Annotated in this window: 18 protein-coding genes; 9 read left to right on the top strand and 9 right to left on the bottom strand. The window is 39.8% G+C overall.

Annotated features, from left to right (window positions below; all coding sequences use genetic code 11):
* The first annotated feature begins 155 nt into the window (after positions 1-155).
* Together QUD05_RS10660 and QUD05_RS10655 are read left to right on the top strand one after the other, a co-directional pair.
* Positions 156-1,640: a CIA30 family protein gene (locus QUD05_RS10660; protein ID WP_289796009.1), complete on the top strand. Its 1,485-nt coding sequence runs from the start codon at positions 156-158 to the stop codon at positions 1,638-1,640.
* Positions 1,641-1,720: 80 nt separating this feature from the next.
* A complete protein-coding gene (locus tag QUD05_RS10655; RefSeq protein ID WP_194045492.1) occupies positions 1,721-2,068 on the top strand; it encodes a hypothetical protein in 348 nt (115 codons plus the stop codon).
* 103 nt (positions 2,069-2,171) lie between these two features.
* Here QUD05_RS10655 and QUD05_RS10650 read toward each other — a convergent pair whose 3' ends face one another.
* From QUD05_RS10650 to QUD05_RS10635, 4 genes are all read right to left on the bottom strand, one after another.
* On the bottom strand, positions 2,172-3,695 hold the full coding sequence (locus tag QUD05_RS10650; protein WP_289796008.1) for a GH3 family acyl-acid amido synthetase: 1,524 nt from the start codon (positions 3,693-3,695) through the stop codon (positions 2,172-2,174).
* Positions 3,695-4,303, bottom strand: a complete 609-nt coding sequence (locus QUD05_RS10645; RefSeq protein WP_289796007.1) for an acyl transferase — start codon at positions 4,301-4,303, stop codon at positions 3,695-3,697. The genes QUD05_RS10650 and QUD05_RS10645 overlap by 1 nt, the downstream gene beginning before the upstream one ends.
* Positions 4,300-5,052 (bottom strand): sterol desaturase family protein, encoded by a 753-nt coding sequence (locus tag QUD05_RS10640; RefSeq protein ID WP_289796006.1) that lies wholly within the window; start codon positions 5,050-5,052, stop codon positions 4,300-4,302. Before QUD05_RS10640 ends, QUD05_RS10645 begins: the two co-directional genes overlap by 4 nt.
* 339 nt (positions 5,053-5,391) lie before the next feature.
* Entirely contained in the window at positions 5,392-6,414 is a 1,023-nt protein-coding gene (locus tag QUD05_RS10635) for an aromatic ring-hydroxylating dioxygenase subunit alpha (protein WP_289796005.1), read from the bottom strand.
* Positions 6,415-6,951: 537 nt separating this feature from the next.
* On the opposite strand from QUD05_RS10635, the gene QUD05_RS34370 reads away from it, so the two are divergent.
* Both QUD05_RS34370 and QUD05_RS10625 read left to right on the top strand, forming a co-directional pair.
* Entirely contained in the window at positions 6,952-8,925 is a 1,974-nt protein-coding gene (locus QUD05_RS34370) for a PAS domain-containing sensor histidine kinase (RefSeq protein ID WP_289796004.1), read from the top strand.
* Positions 8,926-8,943: 18 nt separating this feature from the next.
* Complete coding sequence (locus tag QUD05_RS10625) at positions 8,944-10,458, top strand: hybrid sensor histidine kinase/response regulator (RefSeq protein WP_289796003.1); 1,515 nt, start codon at positions 8,944-8,946, stop codon at positions 10,456-10,458.
* Between the two features lie 850 nt (positions 10,459-11,308).
* Here QUD05_RS10625 and QUD05_RS10620 read toward each other — a convergent pair.
* The 5 genes from QUD05_RS10620 to QUD05_RS10600 all read right to left on the bottom strand — a co-directional run bounded on the left by QUD05_RS10620 (position 11,309) and on the right by QUD05_RS10600 (position 15,795).
* A complete protein-coding gene (locus tag QUD05_RS10620; RefSeq protein WP_289796002.1) occupies positions 11,309-11,695 on the bottom strand; it encodes a hypothetical protein in 387 nt (128 codons plus the stop codon).
* 400 nt (positions 11,696-12,095) lie between these two features.
* Complete coding sequence (locus QUD05_RS10615) at positions 12,096-13,322, bottom strand: xanthine dehydrogenase family protein molybdopterin-binding subunit (protein WP_289796001.1); 1,227 nt, start codon at positions 13,320-13,322, stop codon at positions 12,096-12,098.
* Entirely contained in the window at positions 13,207-14,286 is a 1,080-nt protein-coding gene (locus tag QUD05_RS10610) for a xanthine dehydrogenase family protein molybdopterin-binding subunit (protein ID WP_289796000.1), read from the bottom strand. The genes QUD05_RS10615 and QUD05_RS10610 overlap by 116 nt, the downstream gene beginning before the upstream one ends.
* Positions 14,283-15,260, bottom strand: coding sequence for an FAD binding domain-containing protein (locus tag QUD05_RS10605; protein WP_289795999.1), 978 nt, complete (start codon positions 15,258-15,260; stop codon positions 14,283-14,285). Before QUD05_RS10605 ends, QUD05_RS10610 begins: the two co-directional genes overlap by 4 nt.
* Positions 15,247-15,795: a (2Fe-2S)-binding protein gene (locus tag QUD05_RS10600; RefSeq protein ID WP_289795998.1), complete on the bottom strand. Its 549-nt coding sequence runs from the start codon at positions 15,793-15,795 to the stop codon at positions 15,247-15,249. Before QUD05_RS10600 ends, QUD05_RS10605 begins: the two co-directional genes overlap by 14 nt.
* 470 nt (positions 15,796-16,265) lie before the next feature.
* Between QUD05_RS10600 and QUD05_RS10595 the strand changes: the two genes are divergently transcribed.
* The 5 genes from QUD05_RS10595 (at position 16,266) to QUD05_RS10575 (ending at position 21,550) form a co-directional block, all read left to right on the top strand.
* Complete coding sequence (locus tag QUD05_RS10595; RefSeq protein ID WP_289795997.1) at positions 16,266-16,493, top strand: hypothetical protein; 228 nt, start codon at positions 16,266-16,268, stop codon at positions 16,491-16,493.
* 158 nt (positions 16,494-16,651) lie between these two features.
* The gene (locus QUD05_RS10590) at positions 16,652-17,530 is read left to right on the top strand and encodes a bile acid:sodium symporter family protein (RefSeq protein ID WP_289795996.1); all 879 of its coding nucleotides are present in this window, start codon (positions 16,652-16,654) and stop codon (positions 17,528-17,530) included.
* A gap of 64 nt (positions 17,531-17,594) precedes the next feature.
* A complete protein-coding gene (locus QUD05_RS10585) occupies positions 17,595-19,415 on the top strand; it encodes a phospholipase D-like domain-containing protein (protein ID WP_289795995.1) in 1,821 nt (606 codons plus the stop codon).
* A 189-nt stretch (positions 19,416-19,604) separates the two neighbouring features.
* Positions 19,605-20,744, top strand: a complete 1,140-nt coding sequence (gene gshA, locus QUD05_RS10580) for a glutamate--cysteine ligase (RefSeq protein ID WP_289795994.1) — start codon at positions 19,605-19,607, stop codon at positions 20,742-20,744.
* 344 nt (positions 20,745-21,088) lie between these two features.
* Complete coding sequence (locus QUD05_RS10575) at positions 21,089-21,550, top strand: tRNA (cytidine(34)-2'-O)-methyltransferase (protein WP_289795993.1); 462 nt, start codon at positions 21,089-21,091, stop codon at positions 21,548-21,550.
* Positions 21,551-21,699: the final 149 nt, after the last annotated feature.

The following is a 21,699-nucleotide window of genomic DNA, read 5'->3' as shown; positions in this document are numbered from 1 at the left end:
TCAGCTTACCATTTCGTCTTTCCTCTACATCCCATACCCTGTTTTTGATACTCTTGCGCTCTGAATAAATTGCAGCGCGTTTCAAGTAATTGAACTACATTATTCGCCACTCTCCCCAAAATTGTTAGAGTAAATAAAGTTATGAGGACGCAAATATGGCTGACAAAAATCGTTCTCAATGGGACTTAGGCAGGTTTATCGAAACCCTGACTTACTTTGAGGTAATTCCTTTCCTTAACTGGGTACAGCAATTAATCCAAGGTCGTCCTAAGGATAATCAATATAGACCCAATGGAGGAAGCAACGTGGGTGTAATATTAGTAGCAGGTGCAACAGGTGGTGTCGGTAAACGAGTAGTGCAGCGATCGCGTAAACTAGGTTATAAAGTTCGCGCCCTAGTTCGAGATATTGACAAAGCGCGGTCAATTCTTGGTAATGATATCGATTTAGTAGTTGCGGATATTACGCAACCAGAAACTTTAACTCCTTTAGTTCTTTCTGATATCCAAGCTGTAATTTGTTGCACAGCAGTGCGCGTACAACCAGTCGAGGGAGATACAGCAGATAGAGCCAAATATTATCAAGGTGTCAAATTTTACCAACCAGAAATTGTTGGTGACACTCCCGAAAATGTAGAATATCAAGGAGTCAAAAACTTAGTCCAAGCGGCGGCAAAATATTTGCCCCAACCAAAGGAAAAACTAATATTTGATTTCACCAAGCCATCAGCAGAATTAAAGGATAATTGGGGAGCGCTGGATGATGTCGTCATGGGTGGCGTCAGTGCCAGTAATATCCAATTAGTAGAAAATACAGCTTTATTTGCGGGTAATGTCTCCACCGCTAACTCTGGCGGATTTGCTTCTGTCAGGACGAAGAATTTTGATCCACCCTTCAACTTATCTGGTTATGAAGGAGTGAAATTGCGCGTCAAAGGTGACGGTCAGCGTTATAAAATCTTTCTGCGGACAGATACAAAATGGGATGGTATTGGATATAGCGATTCTTTCGATACCGTAGCTAATACCTGGATAGATATTCAGATTCCCTTTGCAGATTTGACTCCCGTTTTTCGGGCAAAAGTTGTCAAAGATGCGCCGCCAATTGAGCAAAGTAGAATTTGTTCGTTCCAACTGATGTTGAGCAAATTTGAATACGATGGCGCTTTAAATCCCAAATTTTCCCCAGGTGGTTTTACTTTCCAGTTGGAATCAATTAAAGCTTATGGCGGGACAGCTTTACCACAATTTATCCTAGTCAGTTCAGCAGGTGTTACTCGTCCCGGACGCCCTGGCATTAATTTAGATGAAGAACCGCCAGCAGTGAAATTAAATGACCAATTGGGAGGAATTTTAACTTGGAAGTTGAAGGGAGAAGATAGTTTAAGAGAAAGCGGAATTCCTTATACAATTATTAGACCTTGTGCTTTAACTGAAGAGGCAGGGGGTAAGGAATTAATATTTGAGCAAGGTGACAATATTAGAGGCAAAATCAGCCGTGAAGATGTGGCAGAACTTTGCGTGCAAGCGCTAAAACTAGGAAAAGCTTCTAACGTCACATTTGAGGTTAAACAGGGAGAAAAGACTGTCAATATCGATTGGCAGAGTTTATTTTCTAACTTACAACCTGATGAAAGATGAAATATCTACAGATTTTTAGTCTGTAAATTATCTCAATCAAGTCTGGTTAGATAGACTGTTCTAACAAGTCAGCTATTGGTATGAAAAAAATCAAGGTGCTAGTAATCGCCGGGATTTTAGTAACAATTATTTGGGGCAGTTTTTTTTCTAAAACTGCCTCATCGCAGCAAGTAGAGTCCCGCATCTACAATCTGGAAGCGGATTTGAATCGTGTTGAGTCGCGGTTAAATCAGCTAGAGTCTCAGCTAGGTAAAACTCGCCAGTCTCCATCCTCAAGAACAACACTTACCCCACGACAATCAACTCGTTCTAGAGGTAACTTATCACAGCAAGATCCGATGTTTGATCGGCTTGCCACTTTGGTGGTTGAATTGAAGCAACAAGTCAACAAATTAGAGCAGCGAGTTGCTAAATTAGAATCACGGTAAATATTTAATTAAATTTCAAAAGGGTAGTACCGCAAGCGGAATTAAAAATTAAAAATGAACACATTAAGGCGAGAGACGCGATGAATCGCCGTCTCTACAATAATCAGTCTTTCGTCTTGACGGCAATTTTCAACTTCAATTCTTGTAAAAGTTCAGTGCTAATAGGTGATTTTGCCAGAATTGGATGTTTAATACCTCCCCAGACACTTCCAGTACGGATACGATGGGAAACTAATATTTCAGGAATTTGACTAGAAATTAAAACCTGTGGTGGTGCGAGTTGACCGAGCGATCGCGCTCTCTTGTAATGATATGATTCTGATAAAGCCAGATCCAACTGTTCGGCAATAATTTCTGGGGTTTGTGTTGCCGAATCTAGTAATAGAATATAGTGTGGAGGATCGGCAATGGGCATTAAGCTTTTAAAATTAGTTTCTTGCAAGTTCAAGAGAGTCAAAGCATTTTTTACAAAAGTTTCTTGCAACTTTTCGCCCACCAAATCGCTAACAGCTTGATGTCGTCCGAGAAACTCTAAACAGGGAGTGTGGCGATAGTAATGAGTTACCCGGATGCGATCGCCAATTCGATAACGATACAATCCGCCTTTCTGCGATAAAATAATCGTGTATTCCTTGCCAGTGTTGAGTTCATGTAAACCATACAAGGAACCAGTATCATCCTCGAACTCGAAAAATATTTCATCAAGAACTAAGACACATCCCCCAGCTACAATCAACGGAATCGTTATTGGGGCTTCCGTTGCTAGTAGTCCTTTACCTTGAATTAATACACCAGGAAATTTTAATCTTAATCCTTGCGCTTGATCTGCTGCATTGGCGCTATCCCAGCAGGAAATCAGTTTCAAATTTGGCCAAAGTTGCATCCAGGGAATATTACTTTTGCTAAGGAGTTGCAAGCGATGATGTGAAATTCGATTGTATAATTCTTTTCGCAATAAATCCTGATTTTCTTGAATATATTTTAAATGTACTTGTAGAAAACTAGGACTCCAAATAGAGATAATTTCTAGTTTATCAGCCTCTAATAATGCCAAAGCCAGTTGATGTTTAAACAAGTTCGCGTTATGCAGTTGATTAAGTTTATTTGGCATTACCAACCAAGGACGCAAAAACCAACGCAACCAGTCATCTAAATAATCTAAATCATCTTGTAAAGTTTGGCTTTCCGCTACACTTAATTGCGGGGAGATACAAGCATAAAGCTTCCCTGTGGAAAATTTTGGGCCATGTACAATCAAATCATGCGCCCATACACAGAACATTTGATTAAACGATCGCCGCAAAGATTGAGTATAAGGAATCCATTTTACTGCTCCACTACTACCAGAGGTTTTTTCATAGAACAAAATGGGTTCTGGTGTGAGGGAAATTTGCTGATTTTTTTGATTTAAGTAGAGTTCGAGCGCATCATAATCTACAATTGGTACACGCTGCCAATCGTCTACAGAATGAATCCCCAAAGTTTTACCATACTCACTTTTGATTAGGCGATCGCAAATTTCCTTCTGTATAGATGTCTGCGTTAACTCTGGGTTATCCAAAGCTTGATGAAATCGCCTCGCAGTTGGTGCGAGGATTTGCCCAAAAAGCTGAATAATCGGACGCATTATTGCACCTTTTGATTAGGATAAAGCTTGGTAGCTGCTGGTAAATAAGAACCATCAGCAACGACTACACCGGGAGCAAGATTAGATCCAGCACCGACAAAAACATTGCTGCCAATCTTGACTTTTTTGACATACAACATTAAATTTTGCTTGCGGGGTTTAATGATGTGGCAATAGATACCGACACCATGCCCGACAACGACGCGATCGCCAATTTCTAATAAACTGCGATCGGCAATCTCCAATCTTGTTGTCCAGTATACATCTCGCCCCACTTTAGCACCCCACAATCGCAACCAACAGGAAAATACCCCCGGAATCAATCGCAACACTGCTTCCAACACCGGAATTGCAATATAAATTACCTGGATTTGATGAGTACCCCACCAGGGACTATATTCTTCACCTAGTAGATAACTAATCCCCTCGCGCACAGGATAAACCCATTCATGCAAGCGGTAAACTAGCACTGGTAGCCCATAAATAGAAAGGAACACCGCCAAAATGCTGAAGATATTGGGTGAATAGGCAAGGTAAATTATTGCTGCACCAGTTAGCAATAATATAAAGGTGGGGAAAAACGAAAGAATTTTACTTATAACTGTCATGAAAATGGGAAGAAAAGTTTTTGGAACAAGTTTAATGAGATAGGAATTCCAATTATAGATGGCAATTTTTCGCTTTCATAATATGTTCCATGTAACTTATCCCAAATTTTCAGATTAGCCCCATAGTTATAATTGTGGATTTCGCGGCAATGATGCCAAGCATGATCCTGTGGTAAGATTAACCAAGTAGATAAAAGTTGATATAGCCTGGTATTTTCAGGAATGATTAAACGGCTATGTCGCCATAAATCTAAGGCAGAAGTTAGACTGACTCCAAGTAAATAACCTGTGGGATCGGCTAACAGATATACAAATAAAGTGTGTATCCATAAATATATAATTAACAAGCTTGTCCAAAGTGTGTTGCGAGAAGTTCCTAATACATCCATCTGAGTAACAGTATGATGAATTTGATGAACTTTCCACAACAATTTATTATGTAATAAACGATGATTCCAATAATATAAATAATCAACCATGACAAAACTGATAATAAAAGCCGGAACTAATGATACTTCTAAATATCCTTGTTGAGTGGGTAGTAAATATTGATAAAGCCAATAAACTAAGGTAGCTTGTAGTAAGGGAATCAAAATTCCTTGAATCGTTAGTCCTGTAGCATCTAGCAACCAATCTTCACAACTTTTAACTTTAAGTTGAGTTCGTCCAGCCTGATTACTAATAGTCCAACCAACTAATCCGATAAAAGAGCCAAAAATTAGTAGTTGTGAAAAATTTTGTATTTCCACTTATGATTACTCACACTGATATTGATTAATTCCCAATTACATCATGTCTGCTTGATTACTTATTAAACCTGAAGTACCCCACCCCGCTTGCGGGGCTACGGTGTACACACAAGTCTTCAAGAGTTGCCTCATAAGCTTTTGATCCCCCCAACCCCCCTTAAAAAGGGGGGCAAAAACCTCTCAAAGTCCTCCTTTTTAAGGAGGATTTAGGAGGATCTACAACATTTTGGTTTTTTAGAGAGATGTGTGTACACCGTAGGCTTGCGGGGAAGGGATTAAGGGGTGGGGTGTAATGACTGTGGAAATCATGACTAATTTATGCGTAGATGATATTATTTTTCAAACCCAAAATGTAACTTCTACTGATTGATTTGGCAATAAACGCGGATCTTCTCCACGAGATATCGCTGCCATAATTGACTCTACAAATATATGAATTGTGTCCGCAGGTGTATTATAAAATTGTGTCCCGTATTTAGCGATCGCTTCTCCCTGAATACCCAAAATTTCCACGTCTTGGCGGATAATGTGTTGAGCAGTCCACCGCACAAAGGGACGCGCTAATTTATTCCAAATACCATAGTTATAGGTGACATCGGTGTAAACCAGAGTTGAATTATCATTTTCTGGAATAGATTGACTGGTAATGAATAAATGGCGATTATGTGCTATTTTATACTCTACAGAGGTAATATTTGGCATATAAAAGCGATCGCTATGTTTAATCTCTGCACCCTGCAAATTCAAAAAACGGCTGTACCATCCCAAATTACTGTTTTCGTTGCGATACTCCACCAAAACTGAACCATTGCAGCGTTCAACAGTCATCTCTAACTTTTGTTGGCGGGAAGTACGGAAAACACCAGGATGAACAAAAGCCGTATGAGGTATATCAATAAAGTTCTCCGCACAATTAGTCACGTTGTTAGCAAAACGGTTAATTACCCGCACCGTCTCCCATCCGGTTTGTCCGTAGTGAGGCATAGAAAAGGGTTCAAAATCAACCTTTGGAGTATCGGCTAACCGCACATAAACATAGCCATCCTGTTCTTTGGTAGCGTAACACTTGGCTCGACGCTGTGGAGAAGGTTTGAAATCATCTCCTTCGGCTGGAACAGCAATAACGTTTCCAACGCCGTCATATACCCAACCATGATAGGGACATTGTAAAGCACCATTACAGATTTTACCTGTTGATAGACGGCTATTGCGGTGTAAACAGCGATCGCGCAAAGCTACGGGTTGTCCATCTTCACCGCGAAATATCGCGAACCATTCTCCTAAAACGGTGCGTGATAATACTTGGTTAGGTTGTAACTCTTCGCTGAGTGCGACAATGTACCAGAAATCTGCAAATTGCATGGTGGGTGGCAGAAGAGGGATATCTGACTGAAAAATATAAATAATGCGAATCTTAATAGATACAAATGTTGTACTTGATTTTTTACAAGAGTGAGAAACTTTTGTAGAGGATGCGGCAAAACTACCCCGCAAATACACGTATGCAGCTAGATTATAATTAGATTATTATATAACTGAAATATGACTGTGGTTTTTGAAGGTTTTTATATATGTAAATGGTTGATTTCAGAGGATATCCGGTAACAATAACCAAAGCGATCGCGGTACTTTAATTTTAATAAATCTTATATTATTCAGATTAAAAAACTCAGAAAAGATGACGAATACAGAATATAGAAGCTCAAGCTAATAATCGATCTAGTCTAAAATTAGTACAGTAAAACTCTGAGAAATGCCAAACCTAGTTCTCCTTTAAAATATGAGAGCCACTCTCTAGGCGTATACGCATCTATAAGAGGTCTGAGGTTAAAAACTCTTCTTTCGCACTTCAGGCTTTGGTGAAGAATTGTGCAATATGTAGGTTTGTAGGTTTTTATAATGGAATTTTTAAATAATTTTTTCTCTACTAGCCAGTTTATTCCCCACGGACATTGCTACCTCTGGAAACCAGGATTGGTGTGGTTGCATCTGATTTCAGATGTGTTAACTGGACTTGCTTATTATTCAATTCCAGTGATGCTGGTTTATTTTGTTCGTAAACGGCGAGATATGCCTTTCGGCTGGATATTCCTAATGTTTGGTACATTCATAGTTGCTTGTGGCACAACTCATTTAATGGATGTATGGACGCTTTGGTATCCTACCTATTGGCTATCAGGGTTAATCAAAGCTATCACTGCTTTTGTCTCGGTATTAACGGCTATAGAGCTTGTGTCATTAATGCCACAGGTGCTAGCTATACCAAGTCCTGCCCAACTAGAGGCTGCAAACTACCAACTAGCAAAAGAAATTGCTGAACGCATACGGACAGAGGAAGTGTTGAGGGAAAGTGAACAACGCTGGCAATTAGCTTTGCGAGGCAATAATGATGGAATTTGGGACTGGAATGTTAAAACCAATGAAGTTTTCTTCTCGGCTCGCTGGAAAGAAATGCTCGGTTATGAAAACCACGAAATTTCTAACAATTTAGATGAATGCTTGACACGAGTGCATCCGAACGATATTGAGTGGGTGAAACAAGCGGTTCAAGATCACTTTGCTCAGAAAACACCGTTTTACATTACTGAGTATCGAGTTTTATGTAAAGATGGCACCCATAAATGGATTTTAGATCGAGGGCAAGCACTGTGGGATGAAGATGGTAATGTAGTACGAATGGCAGGTTCACATACTGATATTACCGATCGCAAGCAAGCAGAGGAGAGACTAAATAGCCTACTTAACCAATTAGAAAGTATGGTTGAGGAAAGGACAGCAGAGTTAACAAGAATCAACGAATCATTACAGACAGAAATTACTGAACGCCAGCGAATAGAAGAAGCATTGCGAGAGAGCGAACAGCGATTTCGGGCTGCATTCCATCAAGCTGCTGTTGGCATTGCCCATGTCGCAATCGATGGAAGCTGGTTGTTAGTTAATCAGAAGCTTTGCGATATTCTCGGTTACACACTCAAAGAACTACAGTTGTTAACTTTCCAAGATATTACTCACCCGGACGATCTTAATACTAACCTGAAATATGTTGAGCAGATTTTAGCAGATAATATTCAAACTTACTCGATGGAAAAGCGCTATTTTCGCAAAGATAATTCCATAGTTTGGGTTAATCTCACTGTGTCTTTAATGCGTGAATCTAATGGGGAGCCAAAATATTTTATTTCTGTGGTCGAAGACATTAGCGAACGGAAAGCCGCGCAGCGCGAACGCAAGCAGTGGGAGGAGCAAATTAAAGCATCACTATTAGAGAAAGAGGTGTTATTAAAAGAAATTTATCATCGGGTCAAAAATAATTTACAGGTTATTTCCAGTCTGCTAAACTTGCAATCTGCCTATATCAAAGACAAAGACGATTTGGTAATATTTCAACAAAGCCAGCAGCGGATTGCATCAATGGCTCTCGTTCATGAAAAGTTGTATCAATCTCAAGACTTAGCAAGGATTAATTTTGGTGAATACATTCGAGATTTGGTAGCAAGTTTATTTACTGCTTATGAAGTCAATGAAGATGCGATCGCTTTGACAATAAGTACTGAAGATTGTATTTTTTTCGGTTTAGATACAGCAATTCCTTGCAGCTTAATTATCCATGAGCTTGTATCTAATTCTTTAAAATATGCATTTCCCAAAGATAGGAATGGTGCAATTAATATTGAAATAAAGAAAACAATTAATAATAATTTAATTCTGATAGTTAGTGATAACGGGATTGGCTTACCACCAAACTTTGATTTTCAAAAAAATGCATCATTAGGATGGGAGTTAGTAGATGCTTTAACCCATCAGTTAGCAGGAAACATCAATATTACAGGTTCTACTGGAGTAGAGTGTCAGGTGACATTTCCTTTACCATAAATAGACAATCAATAAAAGATGACAAACGCAAAAATTTTAGTTGTGGAAGATGAAGCTATTGTTGCTAAAGACTTACAATATCGGCTGAAGAAATTTGGTTACACAGTGCCTGCTATCGCTTCTTCAGGAGAAGAAGCAATTAATATAGCAATAGAAATATCTCCAGATTTAGTACTGATGGATATCAAGCTTAAAGGCTCAATGGACGGCATAGAAGCTGCTGAAGAAATCTATAAGCGTTTGGATATTCCAGTAATTTATTTGACTGCTTATGCAGATGATAAGACATTAGAACGAGCTAAGATAACTGAGCCATTTGGCTACCTATTAAAACCTTTTAAAGAAAAAGAGTTACAAACAAATATTGAAATAACTTTGATTAAGCATGGTTTTGAAAGGCAATTAAAAGTTAATAAAAAATGGCTGGATGCACTTTTAAAAAGTATCAGCGATGGTGTGATTGCTAGCGATTTACAAGATGTAATCACTTTTATGAATCCAGTTGCGGAAAATCTGACTGGATGGAAACAGGAAGAAGCTTATGGTAGAAATTCATCAGAAGTATTTAATATTGCTAATGGCAAAACTCATAACCCTATTGAAAGTCCGATTATAAAAGTTCTTCAAGATGGTACTATCGTTCATCTCCCCGCAGAAACAATTCTGATTAATAAAGATGGTGCAGAAATACCAATTGATGACAGCGCTGCACCGATTAAAGATGACAAAGATAATATTACAGGGGCTGTGTTAGTGTTTCGAGATATTACTGAGCGCAAAAGAGCGATTGAGGCGCATCAAAAGCAAATTGAGCAAGAACAACTTGTGGAGCAATGGGAAGAGATAAATCAACTCAAAAATGACTTTTTGAATTTAGTTTCTCATGAACTGCGATCGCCTCTGAGTAATATCAAGATGATGATTCAAATGATACAACTATCTAATAATACTGAGGAAGCTAAACGCTGTCTAAAGTTAATGGAAAGCGAGTGCGATCGCGAACTAGAATTAATTAACGATCTACTAGACTTACAACGGCTAGAAAGCTCATCCTATCCAGTTATTACACCTGATGCGTTGCTCTTACAACAGTGGTTACTTTGGGTTATCGAGCCGTTTCAAATTCGTGTTCAACAACATCAGCAAACTCTACAGCCGAATCTCCCTGCAAATCTCCCGCCGCTATTGTCAGATGGCATTAGCTTGGAACGCATTATAGTAGAATTGCTCAATAATGCCTGTAAATACACACCTGCGGGTGGTGAAATTGTCTTAAGTGTAAGTCACAATTCTTCGGAAGCACCTGCAAAAACAATTATTACTGTCAGTAATTCAGTAGAAATTGCGGTGACAGAGTTACCACGGATATTTGATAAATTTTATCGTCTCCCCAATGCAGATATCTGGAATCAAGGTGGTTCGGGTTTAGGTTTATCGATAGTCCAGAAATTAGTCGAACAATTGCAAGGAAACATTAAAGTAGAAAGTGGCAATGGATGGACTACATTCACTCTTACATTAACTGATTTATAGCATTCGATAATCCAGAAATTGCTAGGTGAGGATGGGGAGCAAAAAAATCGTGTTACCAAGTCTTTGGATACTTAGGGACTTCCAAATAAAAAAATACTCAACTATTTATTTCCTCTGGGGCGGGCATCTTGCCCGCCCAGTTAAAGAGGGCGGGCAAGATGCCATTAGTGTCAACTTAAGATTAAAACCCATTTGTCAACGATAGGTTTTGTTAGGAACGAAGTATAAAGGGGAACTTTTTCTGACTTATATACACAAGCTGGGAGTGATGCTAATAAACAAAGCATTAATAGTCCCTGAAAAAGTTCGTTTTTTGTCCCTTGAAAACCGAATTTTTAAGCCTAAATACTTATTGACATAGTAAGTTTGAGCTTAACTTGACACCAATGGCAAGATGCCCACCCCACAAGATTGAATAATTTATTTGTTGGAAGTCCCTTAGCAAATTGTTTTGGGAAACTAATAGTTTTTTAATATTAAAATTTCATAAATTTAATTATTGTTAAAGTTGGGTTTACCTGCTGTCACCTAACCTTAATTAATAGATTTTATGATGAGTAATTAACCGAACTTGATATGAGATAATTAAAGCAAATTATTAAATATCAAAAAATATCATTACCTAATTTTGCAGATTATCCAGCCATCTCCGAGAAATATTTGCGAGGAAAGTATCAAACAAGACTGTGCAGGTAAGTCGAGGGTATTGAGTTCTAGTTTAAAAAAGTAGAAATATGACGAATGGGAAATCTAGCTTATTACAAAAAGGGGAGCCAAGGCTGCCTTTGGCAGTACTGACTCCCCACTCTATAAAATTATTATCATTCTTTTACAATGAGTATTTTATTTATTAGAAAGACACCGGACTAATTTTGGAGGCAAAAATGGCTCCACTACCAATAACTACTGTATCTCCTTCCAGACGAAAACTTACTACGTCTGTTGAAGAGAGTTTACTAGATAATGTTGGTTGAAATTGGCTTCTTGAAGAACTATATAAAATATATTCTCCTTGATAATCACCGCTTTCTTGAGGTTGTAAAACTTGACGTTCCGGCTGTACAAACTGTCCAAAAGTATAAAAACTTTTTGTACTTCCTGAATCATTGTTAACTGTAAAGCCTCCAATAATTTCATAGGCTTCATCTGAGCTTAATTCAGATAAATAATTTTCCTCAAGGTCATTCAACCTAATAGAAAAAGAATTTTTTCTTATTTTAGGATTTGTTTTTAGCATGATGATTTTCCAAAAATAATTCAGCTTAATAGTTAGTGTCTTAAACTATCATCATTTTGTCAAGCATGTTAATGCTATTTAATGACTCTGAAAAGAGAATAATCAAGGCGACTAGAAGTCGCAGCTACACAGTAAAAGCCCGTTTACCCTGACTAATAAATTTTATCTGAAGAGAGTAATAAAATAGGGTCGGTAGAGTGCATGATGTGGCTTTTGAAGTAACAGGCGTGATACTTTTAATGATCTTTCATTCTGGTGAAGCTGTTACCTTGGTTAATATTGGTTAACTCTTCCAAAGTAAAAATCGACCAACTGAAGGTATTATTAATTTGTAGCAATGTGTTCAAATCGCCTCATTAATGCCATTTAGTACTAAAGCCCAAACTCCAAATATATTCACTCACAACAACTTATCTGGTGTAATTGGCAGATCGCGAATCCGCTTACCTGTGGCATGATAAACTGCATTAGATATGGCAGCGGCTACCCCAACAATCGGAAGTTCCCCCAGGCTTTTCGTTCCTAGTGCATTCACATAAGGATCGTGTTCTTCAACAAATTGCACTTCCATATTAGGGATATCTGCATGAACTGGAATCAGGTAATCGGAAAGGTTAGCACCAACTATCCTGCCCTGATTAGCATCCATTACAGTTTTCTCCATCAGCGCCATACCAATTCCCCAGGTAATCCCGCCGATAACTTGACTCCGCGCTGTCTTGAAGTTGAGAATTCGCCCAGCATCATAAACGCCTACGCAACGTCTAACTTTGATTTCTCCTAACAACTCGTCAACTGCAACTTCGATAAATACCGCACCAAATGAGTGTTTGGCATATTGTTTACTCTCCGGGTTGAGTGACGATTCCTCTGTAACTTCTAAACTTTCTAATCCATGACGGCGGAGAATATCGCTGTAGCTGTCTCGCTTTGATGGGTCTTGTTTTAAGAATACTTGCCCTGACTCAACGGCAATATCTTCTGCTTGCGAGCCATAAAGCAGAGAATTTGCATCTCCGATCGCCATTTTAATTATCTTATCCCGTGCAGCGATCGCCACTTGATGCACCGCCGGGGAAACACTCGCAACTGTCATTGAGTTCCCTGTAATGGGGGCTTTAGGAAGATTGCTATCACCTAATTCAAACTGCACTGGTAATCCCAAGACTTCAGCAGCTACCTGCGTCATCACTGTATAAGTACCAGTACCGATGTCTTGAGTACCACTTTGTACTTTTACTTCTCCAGTAGCAAAAATTTCTACCTTGACTGATGCAGTTCTAGCATTGGTGGGAAATGTCGCACTTGCCATTCCCCAACCAATCAGGAAATGACGATCTCGCATGGAACGGGGAACTTGATTGCGTTGTGCCCACCCAAAAATTTCTGCCCCTTTTTGATAACATTCTTTTAGGGATTTACTTGACCAAGGTAATCCTTTGTGCGGATCGATATCTGCATGATTTCTCAGTCTTAGTTCAATTGGATCGATATTTAAGGTGTATGCCAATTCATCCATTGCCGTTTCTAAGGCAAACATTCCCGGCGCTTCTCCTGGGCCACGCATAAAGGTTGGTGTGCCTAGCGTTGATGCGTCCCAAACGGTATTTAATTTCCAAATTGGCACAGGCGTACATCATCGTTGTTGCTGCACCCACAGGTTCGGCAAAGTCATCAAACAGGGAAGTTAAAGATGTCCCAATTTGCTCGATGACAGTTAGTTTGCCTTCCTTGGTTGCACCTAACGTTAGCTGCTGCTGAGTTTCAGAACGGTGGCCGCAAGCTGTGTACATTTGCGATCGCGTTAGCACAACTTTTACAGGGCGTTTTACTTGACGAGCTGCGATCGCTGCTAAAATCGTGTGCGATCGCAGTAGTGCTTTACAACCAAATCCGCCGCCTAAATATTTGGAGATGACGCGGACATTTTCTTCGGGAATATTCAGAATAGATGCGATTCGGTTTTGGGTTGCTGAAACGCCTTGAGTGGTTTCATACAGCGTCAAGTTATCCCCTGACCACATTGCGATCGTTGCAGAAGGCTCTAGGGGATTATGATGTTCTATTGGCGTGGTATAAACTTGCTCTACTAAGACATCTGCCTTTACTTTCCCCGATTCAACATTCCCTCTAGTGATTTTACCTGGCATCATGCCCAAAAATATCGATTCGGGTTCAAATATCTCTGCATGTGCCATTGTGACTGTCGGAATAGCTTCTTCGTAGATAATTTTTATCCTAGAGGCAGCAGTTTCGGCTTGTTCTAAAGTTTGGGCAATTACAACCCCCAGATGTTGACCATCGTAGTAGATATTATGGTCTTTTTCAGTTGACTGAGGTTGTGGAGGACCAAAGAAGGGTATTTTGATCAGAGATGGAGTTTGTTGGTAAGTAATGATATCGATTACACCAGGGGCGACTGCGGCTGCCGTTGTGTCTATTTGGATAATTTTACCGCTGGCGATCGCACTTTGAAAAATCACTCCATAAGTTAAATTCTCGATTGGCACATCGGCTGTGTAAGGCGCTTCTCCCGTTACTTTCAGCCTACCATCAACGCGATCGAGTGGTTTCCCAATAATTTTATTCATAATTTTTCTGCTACAACTGAGAGTGCGCGTACCAAAGCGCGTTTGACTAATTCAATTTTGAATTCATTGTGCGTTTGCGGTTTTGCTTCTTTGACGGCTGCTACTGCGGCGGCTGTAAAGATATCTTCGTTGATTGCTTTCCCTTTGAGAAATTCCTCTGCTTCCCTTGCACGCCAAGGTTTGGGTGCTACTCCCCCAAAAGCGATACGTGCTGATTTTATCGTGTCTTGTTCTATATCTAAAGCAACAGCTACGGAAACGAGAGCAAATTCGTAAGAAGCTCGATCTCTTACTTTTAAATAATGGGATTTATATGCAAAACCTGGAACTTCAATAGCAACAATTAATTCTCCAGGCTGTAATAGAGTTTCTTTTATTGGTGTCTCACCTGGTAAGAGATAAAAATCATGAATTGAAATTCGCTGTGATGTTTCTATTCCTTGGATGCAAATCACTGCATCTAATGCCGTCAAAGCTACAGCTAAATCGGAAGGATGAACGGCAATACAATGTTCGCTTGCTCCGAAAATAGAATGCATTCGATTGTAACCTGTAATTGCCGAACAACCTATACCGGGAGTGCGTTTATTACAAGGAAAAACCGGATCGCGAAAATAACCACAGCGGACTCGTTGCAGTAAATTACCGCCCACTGTTGCCATATTTCGCAGTTGCGGTGAAGCGCTTTGTAATAAAGCTTGGCTAATTACGGGATAACATTCCTGAATTTGGGGATGAACAGCCACATCGCTCATTCGAGAAATAGCACCAATGCGGATTCCATTCGCTTGAGATTCAATATCTGCTAAGGGCAAACTATTAATATCAATTAATATATCCGCTGTTTGGACTCCATCCTTCATTAACCCCAGTAAATCTGTGCCACCAGCAATAAATGCAGCAGTTTTATCTTGCTCAACTGTGGCGATCGCCACTTCTTCTGAGGTGACTTTAGCATAACTAAATGGCTGCATCTTCCTTTTCCTCTAGCACATCTCGAATCGCTGCAATAATATTTGGATATGCTCCACAACGGCAAAGGTTTCCACTCATCTTTTCTCGAATTTCTGCTTCAGATGTTGGCGATTCTTCTAATATCATCCCTACGGCTGAGATAATTTGACCTGATGTACAGTAGCCACATTGAAAAGCATCATGGGTAATAAAGGCTGTTTGCATAGGATGGAGTTTACCATCTTGTGCTAATCCCTCAATTGTGGTAATTTCAGCACCGATGTGCATTACAGCTAGAGTCATACAAGAGTTAATTCGCCGATTATTAACTAATACAGTACATGCACCACATTCACCGCGATCGCAAGCTTTTTTAGTGCCCATCAAACCCAGCTTTTCTCGAAGTGCATCTAGTAATGTAACACGAGGTTCTATCTTCAAGGAGTAAGATGTATTATTAACATTCAGTGATAATTCTACTTCCTCTGAACCGAATATTTTCACTTCCTGAGTAAGTGAGTCTGAAGTTCTTGAAGCTAAGGAATTTTCTTCCATGTCTCATGTAGATAATAATTACATCATTTACTATACTACCGATAAAAAGTCTGCGGTTGTTCTAGCTTGACTACCACACGGTTTTAAAGAATATTCAGTCTGAGACAATCCGAACTAACGCAACTAAATATTTAGAGCAATACGGGCAACCGTTGTTGACTATTTGGTGGTATCGTCTACAGCAAGTCTTAGCATCGAGATTGCCGTCTGACATCTAACGGGCAGACGCAAGAGCGGCAATATGAGAGCATTACTCCGAACAATTTTGAGTTGAGGGAATCGACAAGAAAGCTATCGAACCATTAAGGTGCTGATTAGAAAAAACATTTCCGCAAACCGCCCCCCTGCGTTCGCTCTAGTCTTTAGCCGGACACGATATGAGACACCATGCATTTCTGGAAAAGACATTGTGGCATGTGTAGTAAGAAAGCAAGTATCACTTGATGCTCAATTTAGCTCAAGGGGGTCTAATGATTGATCGCTTTTTGAATCTAATTTTTATCGATTCCTTCGCTGTAGTAATTAACCTGACATTTGGTACATTACTTCGCACTAAAATCTGCAATTATTCATGGGATGGAGTTGTAAATGATGAGCTTTCAACACCAGAAAGTAGCGCTAGTTATTCTAAATCTCCACCATCCTTAGAAGAGGTACAAACCACTCGTCTTCCAGGTAGCGATTCTCATTTGAATTAAATATAAGCTTGCTTAGGGGCGTACATCTGTGCGCTTCTATGAGAATCTATATTTATTTGTAGTTAATTATATTGATTTGTCACAAGCAATAACTAGAATTTTAACGGGAATACGGTAAAATCCAGAGGAACTTTTATTGTTACCAACGCGGGTTAAAGATGGAAGCAAATTTTCTGACGGCTGTTTTTCTGCCCTTGGCTCTATTTATTATCATGTTAGGTATGGGGTTAACCTTGACCCTAGAGGACTTCAAACGAGTTGTAATCTATCCTAAAGCGGTGGTGATTGGCTTGGTGGCGCAGTTGGTCGTGTTGCCGATTGTGGGCTTTGGCATTGCATCAGTGTTTCCCCTTAGCCCACCATTAGCAGTAGGCGTGATGATTTTAGCAGCGTGTCCTGGTGGTCCTACTTCTAATATGATTACGTTTTTGGCTGGGGGTGATGTCGCTCTTTCTGTGACGCTAACAGCTATTAGTAGTTTAATTACGGTTTTTACGATTCCTCTGATCATAAATTTGTCAATGCAGACATTTTTGGGGCAAGGAACAACGCTACAGTTACCTTTCTTAAGTACTGTTTTGCAGATTGCGGTGATTACACTTCTACCTGTAGCAATTGGGATGATAGCCAAGCGATATGCACCCGCACTGGCAGACAAGGCAGATAAACCTGTGAAGTGGCTGTCTTTATTTTTCCTGGCAGTGGTAATTACTGGAGTGCTGCTGCGAGAACGAAATAATTTTATTTCTTATGTAATAGATGTGGGTTGGGCAACTCTGGTTTTGAATGTGGTAACAATGGCTTTAGGTTTTGCGATCGCAACCTTAACCCGCTTAGGAGAAAAAAGCGTTACGGCAATTACCATAGAAGTAGGAATTCAAAATGGAACTCTAGCGATCGCGATCGCTTCTACACCTACGCTGCTAAATAATCCCACAATGGCGATTCCTGGGGCAATTTATAGTCTGCTAATGTTTGTGACTGGTGCTGGATTTGCTTGGTGGGCTAGTCGCAGCCAAGGCTTGTTGAAAGCATAAAGGTAGTTTACCTTATGGGTTACAAGTATTTGTACAAATTAAATTATCCAATCTTATTCTGTTGATGTTTTTCGCCTCTTCTGGTAAACCGATTGACGACAATCTCAAAAATTTTGTAACCGAAATAGAAGCGCAAAGTCCTAGTTTCTCAGTTTTAGCAGCGCGTGAATTCCGTTATAGTTTGCGTCAAACTTCGGTAGAAGTAAATATCAAGGAACCCCGCCAGTTTAATGTACTCGAAGAATTTATCATCCGCGCTGCTATTGAATTTCAACCTCCGCCAACAGAGGATGAATTAGCCTCTGTACTTGGGCTTGATTCTGTATTTATTAAAACTACTACTGCAACTCTTCGTTCATTACAAACTCTATCAGCAACATCGCCACTAACAGTTACTCCTGAAGGACGTTCATTTTATGAAAAAGGATCTGTACCACAGCCACCATATCCTATACAAATTTATGCTATTACAGACCCTTTAAGTGACAAGATAACCTTTCAATCTGAATCCTTAAATGAGACAGTCATAAATTTGCCTGATTTGGCAGACTTTATAACTATTGATAATACAATTGCCGATATTGCTTCCTTACCGCTTGAGGAAATCCAAAAAAGTATTCAAGCTTCAGGTTTAGCACTTCATGTTCCAGAAGAGGGAAAAATTGTCACTTCCTCCAAGGTACTAGCTTCGACTCAAAAAATTTGGAGAAAGATATCGCTTTTCATTATCTTTGATGCCCTTGAAGATAAATTGATTATTCAAATAAGAAATGGAAAACAAATTTTAGAATCAGCATCAAATTGGTTAGAAGTTCTCCACACTGAAGGTAAAATCTCTTTGCAAAAATTATGTAAATTGTCAAACGAAACCCTCAATTGTGAACGTGAAACTATTCTCAAGCAGAAAAATACTGAAATAGAATCTAGACTCGAAAATATTCGTGCAAAGGCGATAAAAACTACTACTAAATCTGATAAAAAATTAGTAGTATGTGAAGCCACTCAGTTACGAAATGGACAAATTAGCCAAGCTTTTTTAGAAGTGTTAAATTCGGCTAAAAGCCAAGTTATGATTTATTCTCCTTGGGTGAATCAAGCAGTTTTTAATGGAAAATTTCTTACTCTATTACAGAAATTAGCTAATCGCGGAGTATGGATTTTAATTGGACATGGAATTGCGCAGCGACAAGAAGATGAAGAGACACCAATTTCACCAGAAGTAGAAAAAAAACTTCGAGCGATAAAAACACATGATGGTTTATCATCTGTACAGGTTTTTTGGTTGGGAGATTCCCATGTCAAAGAAGTAATAGTTGATCGAGAAATCTATCTTTGCGGATCTTATAACTGGCTATCTTATCGCGGCAATTACCTACCACTAGGCGAGTCAGTTTATAAAGTGACAATTCCTCTTCAAGTCCAGGAAACTTATGAATTTATCGCTAATCGCTTCCAAAATCACGCTCAAAAATTATGGCAAAATGCTCTAGAAAACCGCGATTCTAAACTTGCAATAGAGTCTTTATGTCTATGGGGTGCGCTAGGTATGGAAGATATTGCAATCAAAGAGATACAGAAAAATAATTGGTTTGAACTTTTGCCTGTATGGTTGAATGTAGCACTACAGGGATTAAAGTCGAAAAATTTATCAGATGATTCAGCAAGTTTTAAAACTGCACTTTCGTTGCTGAGTCAAGTTTCTATTGAAGAGGCTTTTATTGAGCAATTGCAACAGGGATGGCGGAAAGTTATCGGCGCGATCGCAATTAACAATCCCGAAACTGCTTTAAACTTACTTAGTGATGAAGTATGGGCGGAGTTTATACGTCTCAAGATTGTTCAAGAGAGTGATTCACGCAATGATTTTATTTTGTACCGTACTTAACCCACAGTAGGATATTTTTCATACTCCAATAGTAATAATTTATCAAAGACAGCCCAGAAATATACCGAGCTTGCATTTCGCGGGGATTGTCAATTAAATGATTCTTAACCTTTGATTGACTTAAAGATAGATCCAGAGATTCGTCTTGTTCGATACAATTTATAGGTAGAGAGAGCCGAGGAGAACAAGGTGGTCTTATTAAAAGGCTTTGAGATTGAGATGTACACTGGCACGCCTCAAGGTGAAATCGTCGGTCTCTCCGACAAAATTGTTGCGGCTTTGGATGGATTTATGCGCGAACCAGATAGCCGCAACGTTGAGTACATAACCCAACCATCCCATAATTACGAAAATTTATTGTGTGCTTTGTTGCGTCCCCGGCGGGAGTTGCGAAACTACCTCAATCGTTTGGGCGATTACACCCTAATACCAGGGAGTACTTTATCTTTGGGTGGGGGCGATCGCTTTCTCCGTTCCGATCCAGCAAACCCCTATCATGATTACATTGAGAATACCTACGGCACGAAAGTAGTTACCGCTAGCGTACACATCAATATCGGCATCAGTGACCCAGAAGTATTAATGCGGGCGTGTCGAGTCATCCGGATGGAAGCGCCCCTATTTCTCGCCCTCAGCGCCTCATCTCCCTTCTTGGATGGCAAAGCTACTGGCTATCACTCCACCCGTTGGGGCGTCTTTCCACAAACGCCTAGCCATGTGCCCTTATTTGCCAGCCACGCCGATCATATCCAGTGGGTGGAAGATCAACTCGTTGCCGGAACCATGCAGAATGTGCGGCACTTGTGGGCATCGGTGCGACCAAATGGCGATCGCCGTCCTTATGACTTGAATCGCCTAGAACTGCGAATTTGCGATTTAGTCACAGATCCTATTGCCTTACTAGCCATTACTGCCTTATTAGAAGCGCGTTTATTGCAAATAATCGAAAATCCCAGCATCGATCCGTTAACCCAAAGTACTTTCTCTGCTGAAGAACTTGTTACTCTGACTGCTGAGAACGAAGCTGCTGCTGCTGCTGGTAGTCTTGATGCTCAGTTGAGGCATTGGCAAGATGGCAGAAGCATTGTAGCCAGAGATTGGATTGCTCAAATGTACCAAGATGTTTGGGCGATCGCCAAGCAACAAGGTTTTAGCTGTTTCCTTTCCCCTTTGCACAAAATCCTCCGCGAAGGCAATGAAGCTCAACAGTGGTTGCAATTACACGCGGTCGGTGTTGACACCCAGCGCGTCATCACTCAAGCTATTATCGCCACCCAAGAGCGCGAAATCGAACTCGAAGACAAATTATGTTTGTCTCTGCTGGGTTAACTCAAAAGGCATTGGGGATTGGGCATTGAGAAAACACTTTGTTTATCCCCTTATCCCCTCATTTCCCCACTTTCATCTTCATACAAATAGTAGATTTTATTGCAGGCACTACCAGCCCCAAAAAATACAAGTACTTACTTTCTCTACACAAAACTTAATATTTTCCGATTGTAGCCAAATATCCTCTCAGGCATTGATCTGGGATGGTTTGTATTTCGTTTAAAAAATCTAATAGATAGATGATGCTTGATTATTATTAACAAAACCTATGAATAGCCTCTATCTTTTGGTAGATTTAACATTGACCATTAATTGTTTTATACAATACTTAAATTATACGGATAATGCCTCAGGTAGTTTTAGTTAACCCGCAGATACCTCCTAATACAGGTAATATTGCCCGTACTTGTGCAGCTACGGGTACAGAGTTGCATTTAGTGGGGCCTTTGGGGTTTGAAATTAGCGATCGCTACCTCAAAAGAGCTAGCTTAGATTACTGGCCTTATGTCAAACTACACTATCACGAATCCATCGAAGCCTTTAAAACCGTACATCAGGGGCGTGGCGGCAGGTGGTTGGGTTATACGGTTGGTGGAAAGTGTAATTATGTAAGCTTTCAGTTTCAACCTGATGATTGGCTACTGTTTGGTAGTGAAACCACGGGCTTACCACCTGAAATTCTGTCAGATTGCGATGCTACCCTCTATATTCCCATGAGCCAACCGGGGGTTCGTAGCTTGAATCTGTCAGTAAGTGTGGCCATTGGCTTATTTGAAACCCGTCGTCAGTTAGGCTATTTAGAATAGTTGCTTACATTCATGATTATAAGTGTATTTACTTATAAGCTTTCCAAAAACCTATTAGACGATTTATTTGTGATTGCAAAAATTTTCTTGGTGACAGCAAGAATATGTAAAAGAATATACCGAAAATTGTTTTATTCGCAAAATGTAGT

Origin of the sequence: Nostoc sp. GT001 (assembly GCF_030382115.1) — a bacterium.
Taxonomy (GTDB): domain Bacteria; phylum Cyanobacteriota; class Cyanobacteriia; order Cyanobacteriales; family Nostocaceae; genus Nostoc.
This window is presented reverse-complemented; position numbering and strand designations above follow the sequence as displayed.

What these genes read in the sequence shown, in the direction of transcription:
- QUD05_RS10650 (WP_289796008.1), bottom strand. Translation starts at nt 3,695, where the DNA reads ATGCGTCCGATTATTCAGCTTTTTGGGCAAATCCTCGCACCAACTGCG.
- QUD05_RS10610 (WP_289796000.1), bottom strand. Translation starts at nt 14,286, where the DNA reads ATGAATAAAATTATTGGGAAACCACTCGATCGCGTTGATGGTAGGCTG.
- QUD05_RS34370 (WP_289796004.1), top strand. Translation starts at nt 6,952, where the DNA reads ATGGAATTTTTAAATAATTTTTTCTCTACTAGCCAGTTTATTCCCCAC.
- QUD05_RS10660 (WP_289796009.1), top strand. Translation starts at nt 156, where the DNA reads ATGGCTGACAAAAATCGTTCTCAATGGGACTTAGGCAGGTTTATCGAA.
- QUD05_RS10575 (WP_289795993.1), top strand. Translation starts at nt 21,089, where the DNA reads ATGCCTCAGGTAGTTTTAGTTAACCCGCAGATACCTCCTAATACAGGT.
- QUD05_RS10585 (WP_289795995.1), top strand. Translation starts at nt 17,595, where the DNA reads ATGTTTTTCGCCTCTTCTGGTAAACCGATTGACGACAATCTCAAAAAT.
- QUD05_RS10590 (WP_289795996.1), top strand. Translation starts at nt 16,652, where the DNA reads ATGGAAGCAAATTTTCTGACGGCTGTTTTTCTGCCCTTGGCTCTATTT.
- QUD05_RS10605 (WP_289795999.1), bottom strand. Translation starts at nt 15,260, where the DNA reads ATGCAGCCATTTAGTTATGCTAAAGTCACCTCAGAAGAAGTGGCGATC.
- QUD05_RS10645 (WP_289796007.1), bottom strand. Translation starts at nt 4,303, where the DNA reads ATGACAGTTATAAGTAAAATTCTTTCGTTTTTCCCCACCTTTATATTA.
- QUD05_RS10600 (WP_289795998.1), bottom strand. Translation starts at nt 15,795, where the DNA reads ATGGAAGAAAATTCCTTAGCTTCAAGAACTTCAGACTCACTTACTCAG.
- QUD05_RS10655 (WP_194045492.1), top strand. Translation starts at nt 1,721, where the DNA reads ATGAAAAAAATCAAGGTGCTAGTAATCGCCGGGATTTTAGTAACAATT.
- QUD05_RS10625 (WP_289796003.1), top strand. Translation starts at nt 8,944, where the DNA reads ATGACAAACGCAAAAATTTTAGTTGTGGAAGATGAAGCTATTGTTGCT.
- QUD05_RS10635 (WP_289796005.1), bottom strand. Translation starts at nt 6,414, where the DNA reads ATGCAATTTGCAGATTTCTGGTACATTGTCGCACTCAGCGAAGAGTTA.
- QUD05_RS10620 (WP_289796002.1), bottom strand. Translation starts at nt 11,695, where the DNA reads ATGCTAAAAACAAATCCTAAAATAAGAAAAAATTCTTTTTCTATTAGG.
- QUD05_RS10595 (WP_289795997.1), top strand. Translation starts at nt 16,266, where the DNA reads ATGATTGATCGCTTTTTGAATCTAATTTTTATCGATTCCTTCGCTGTA.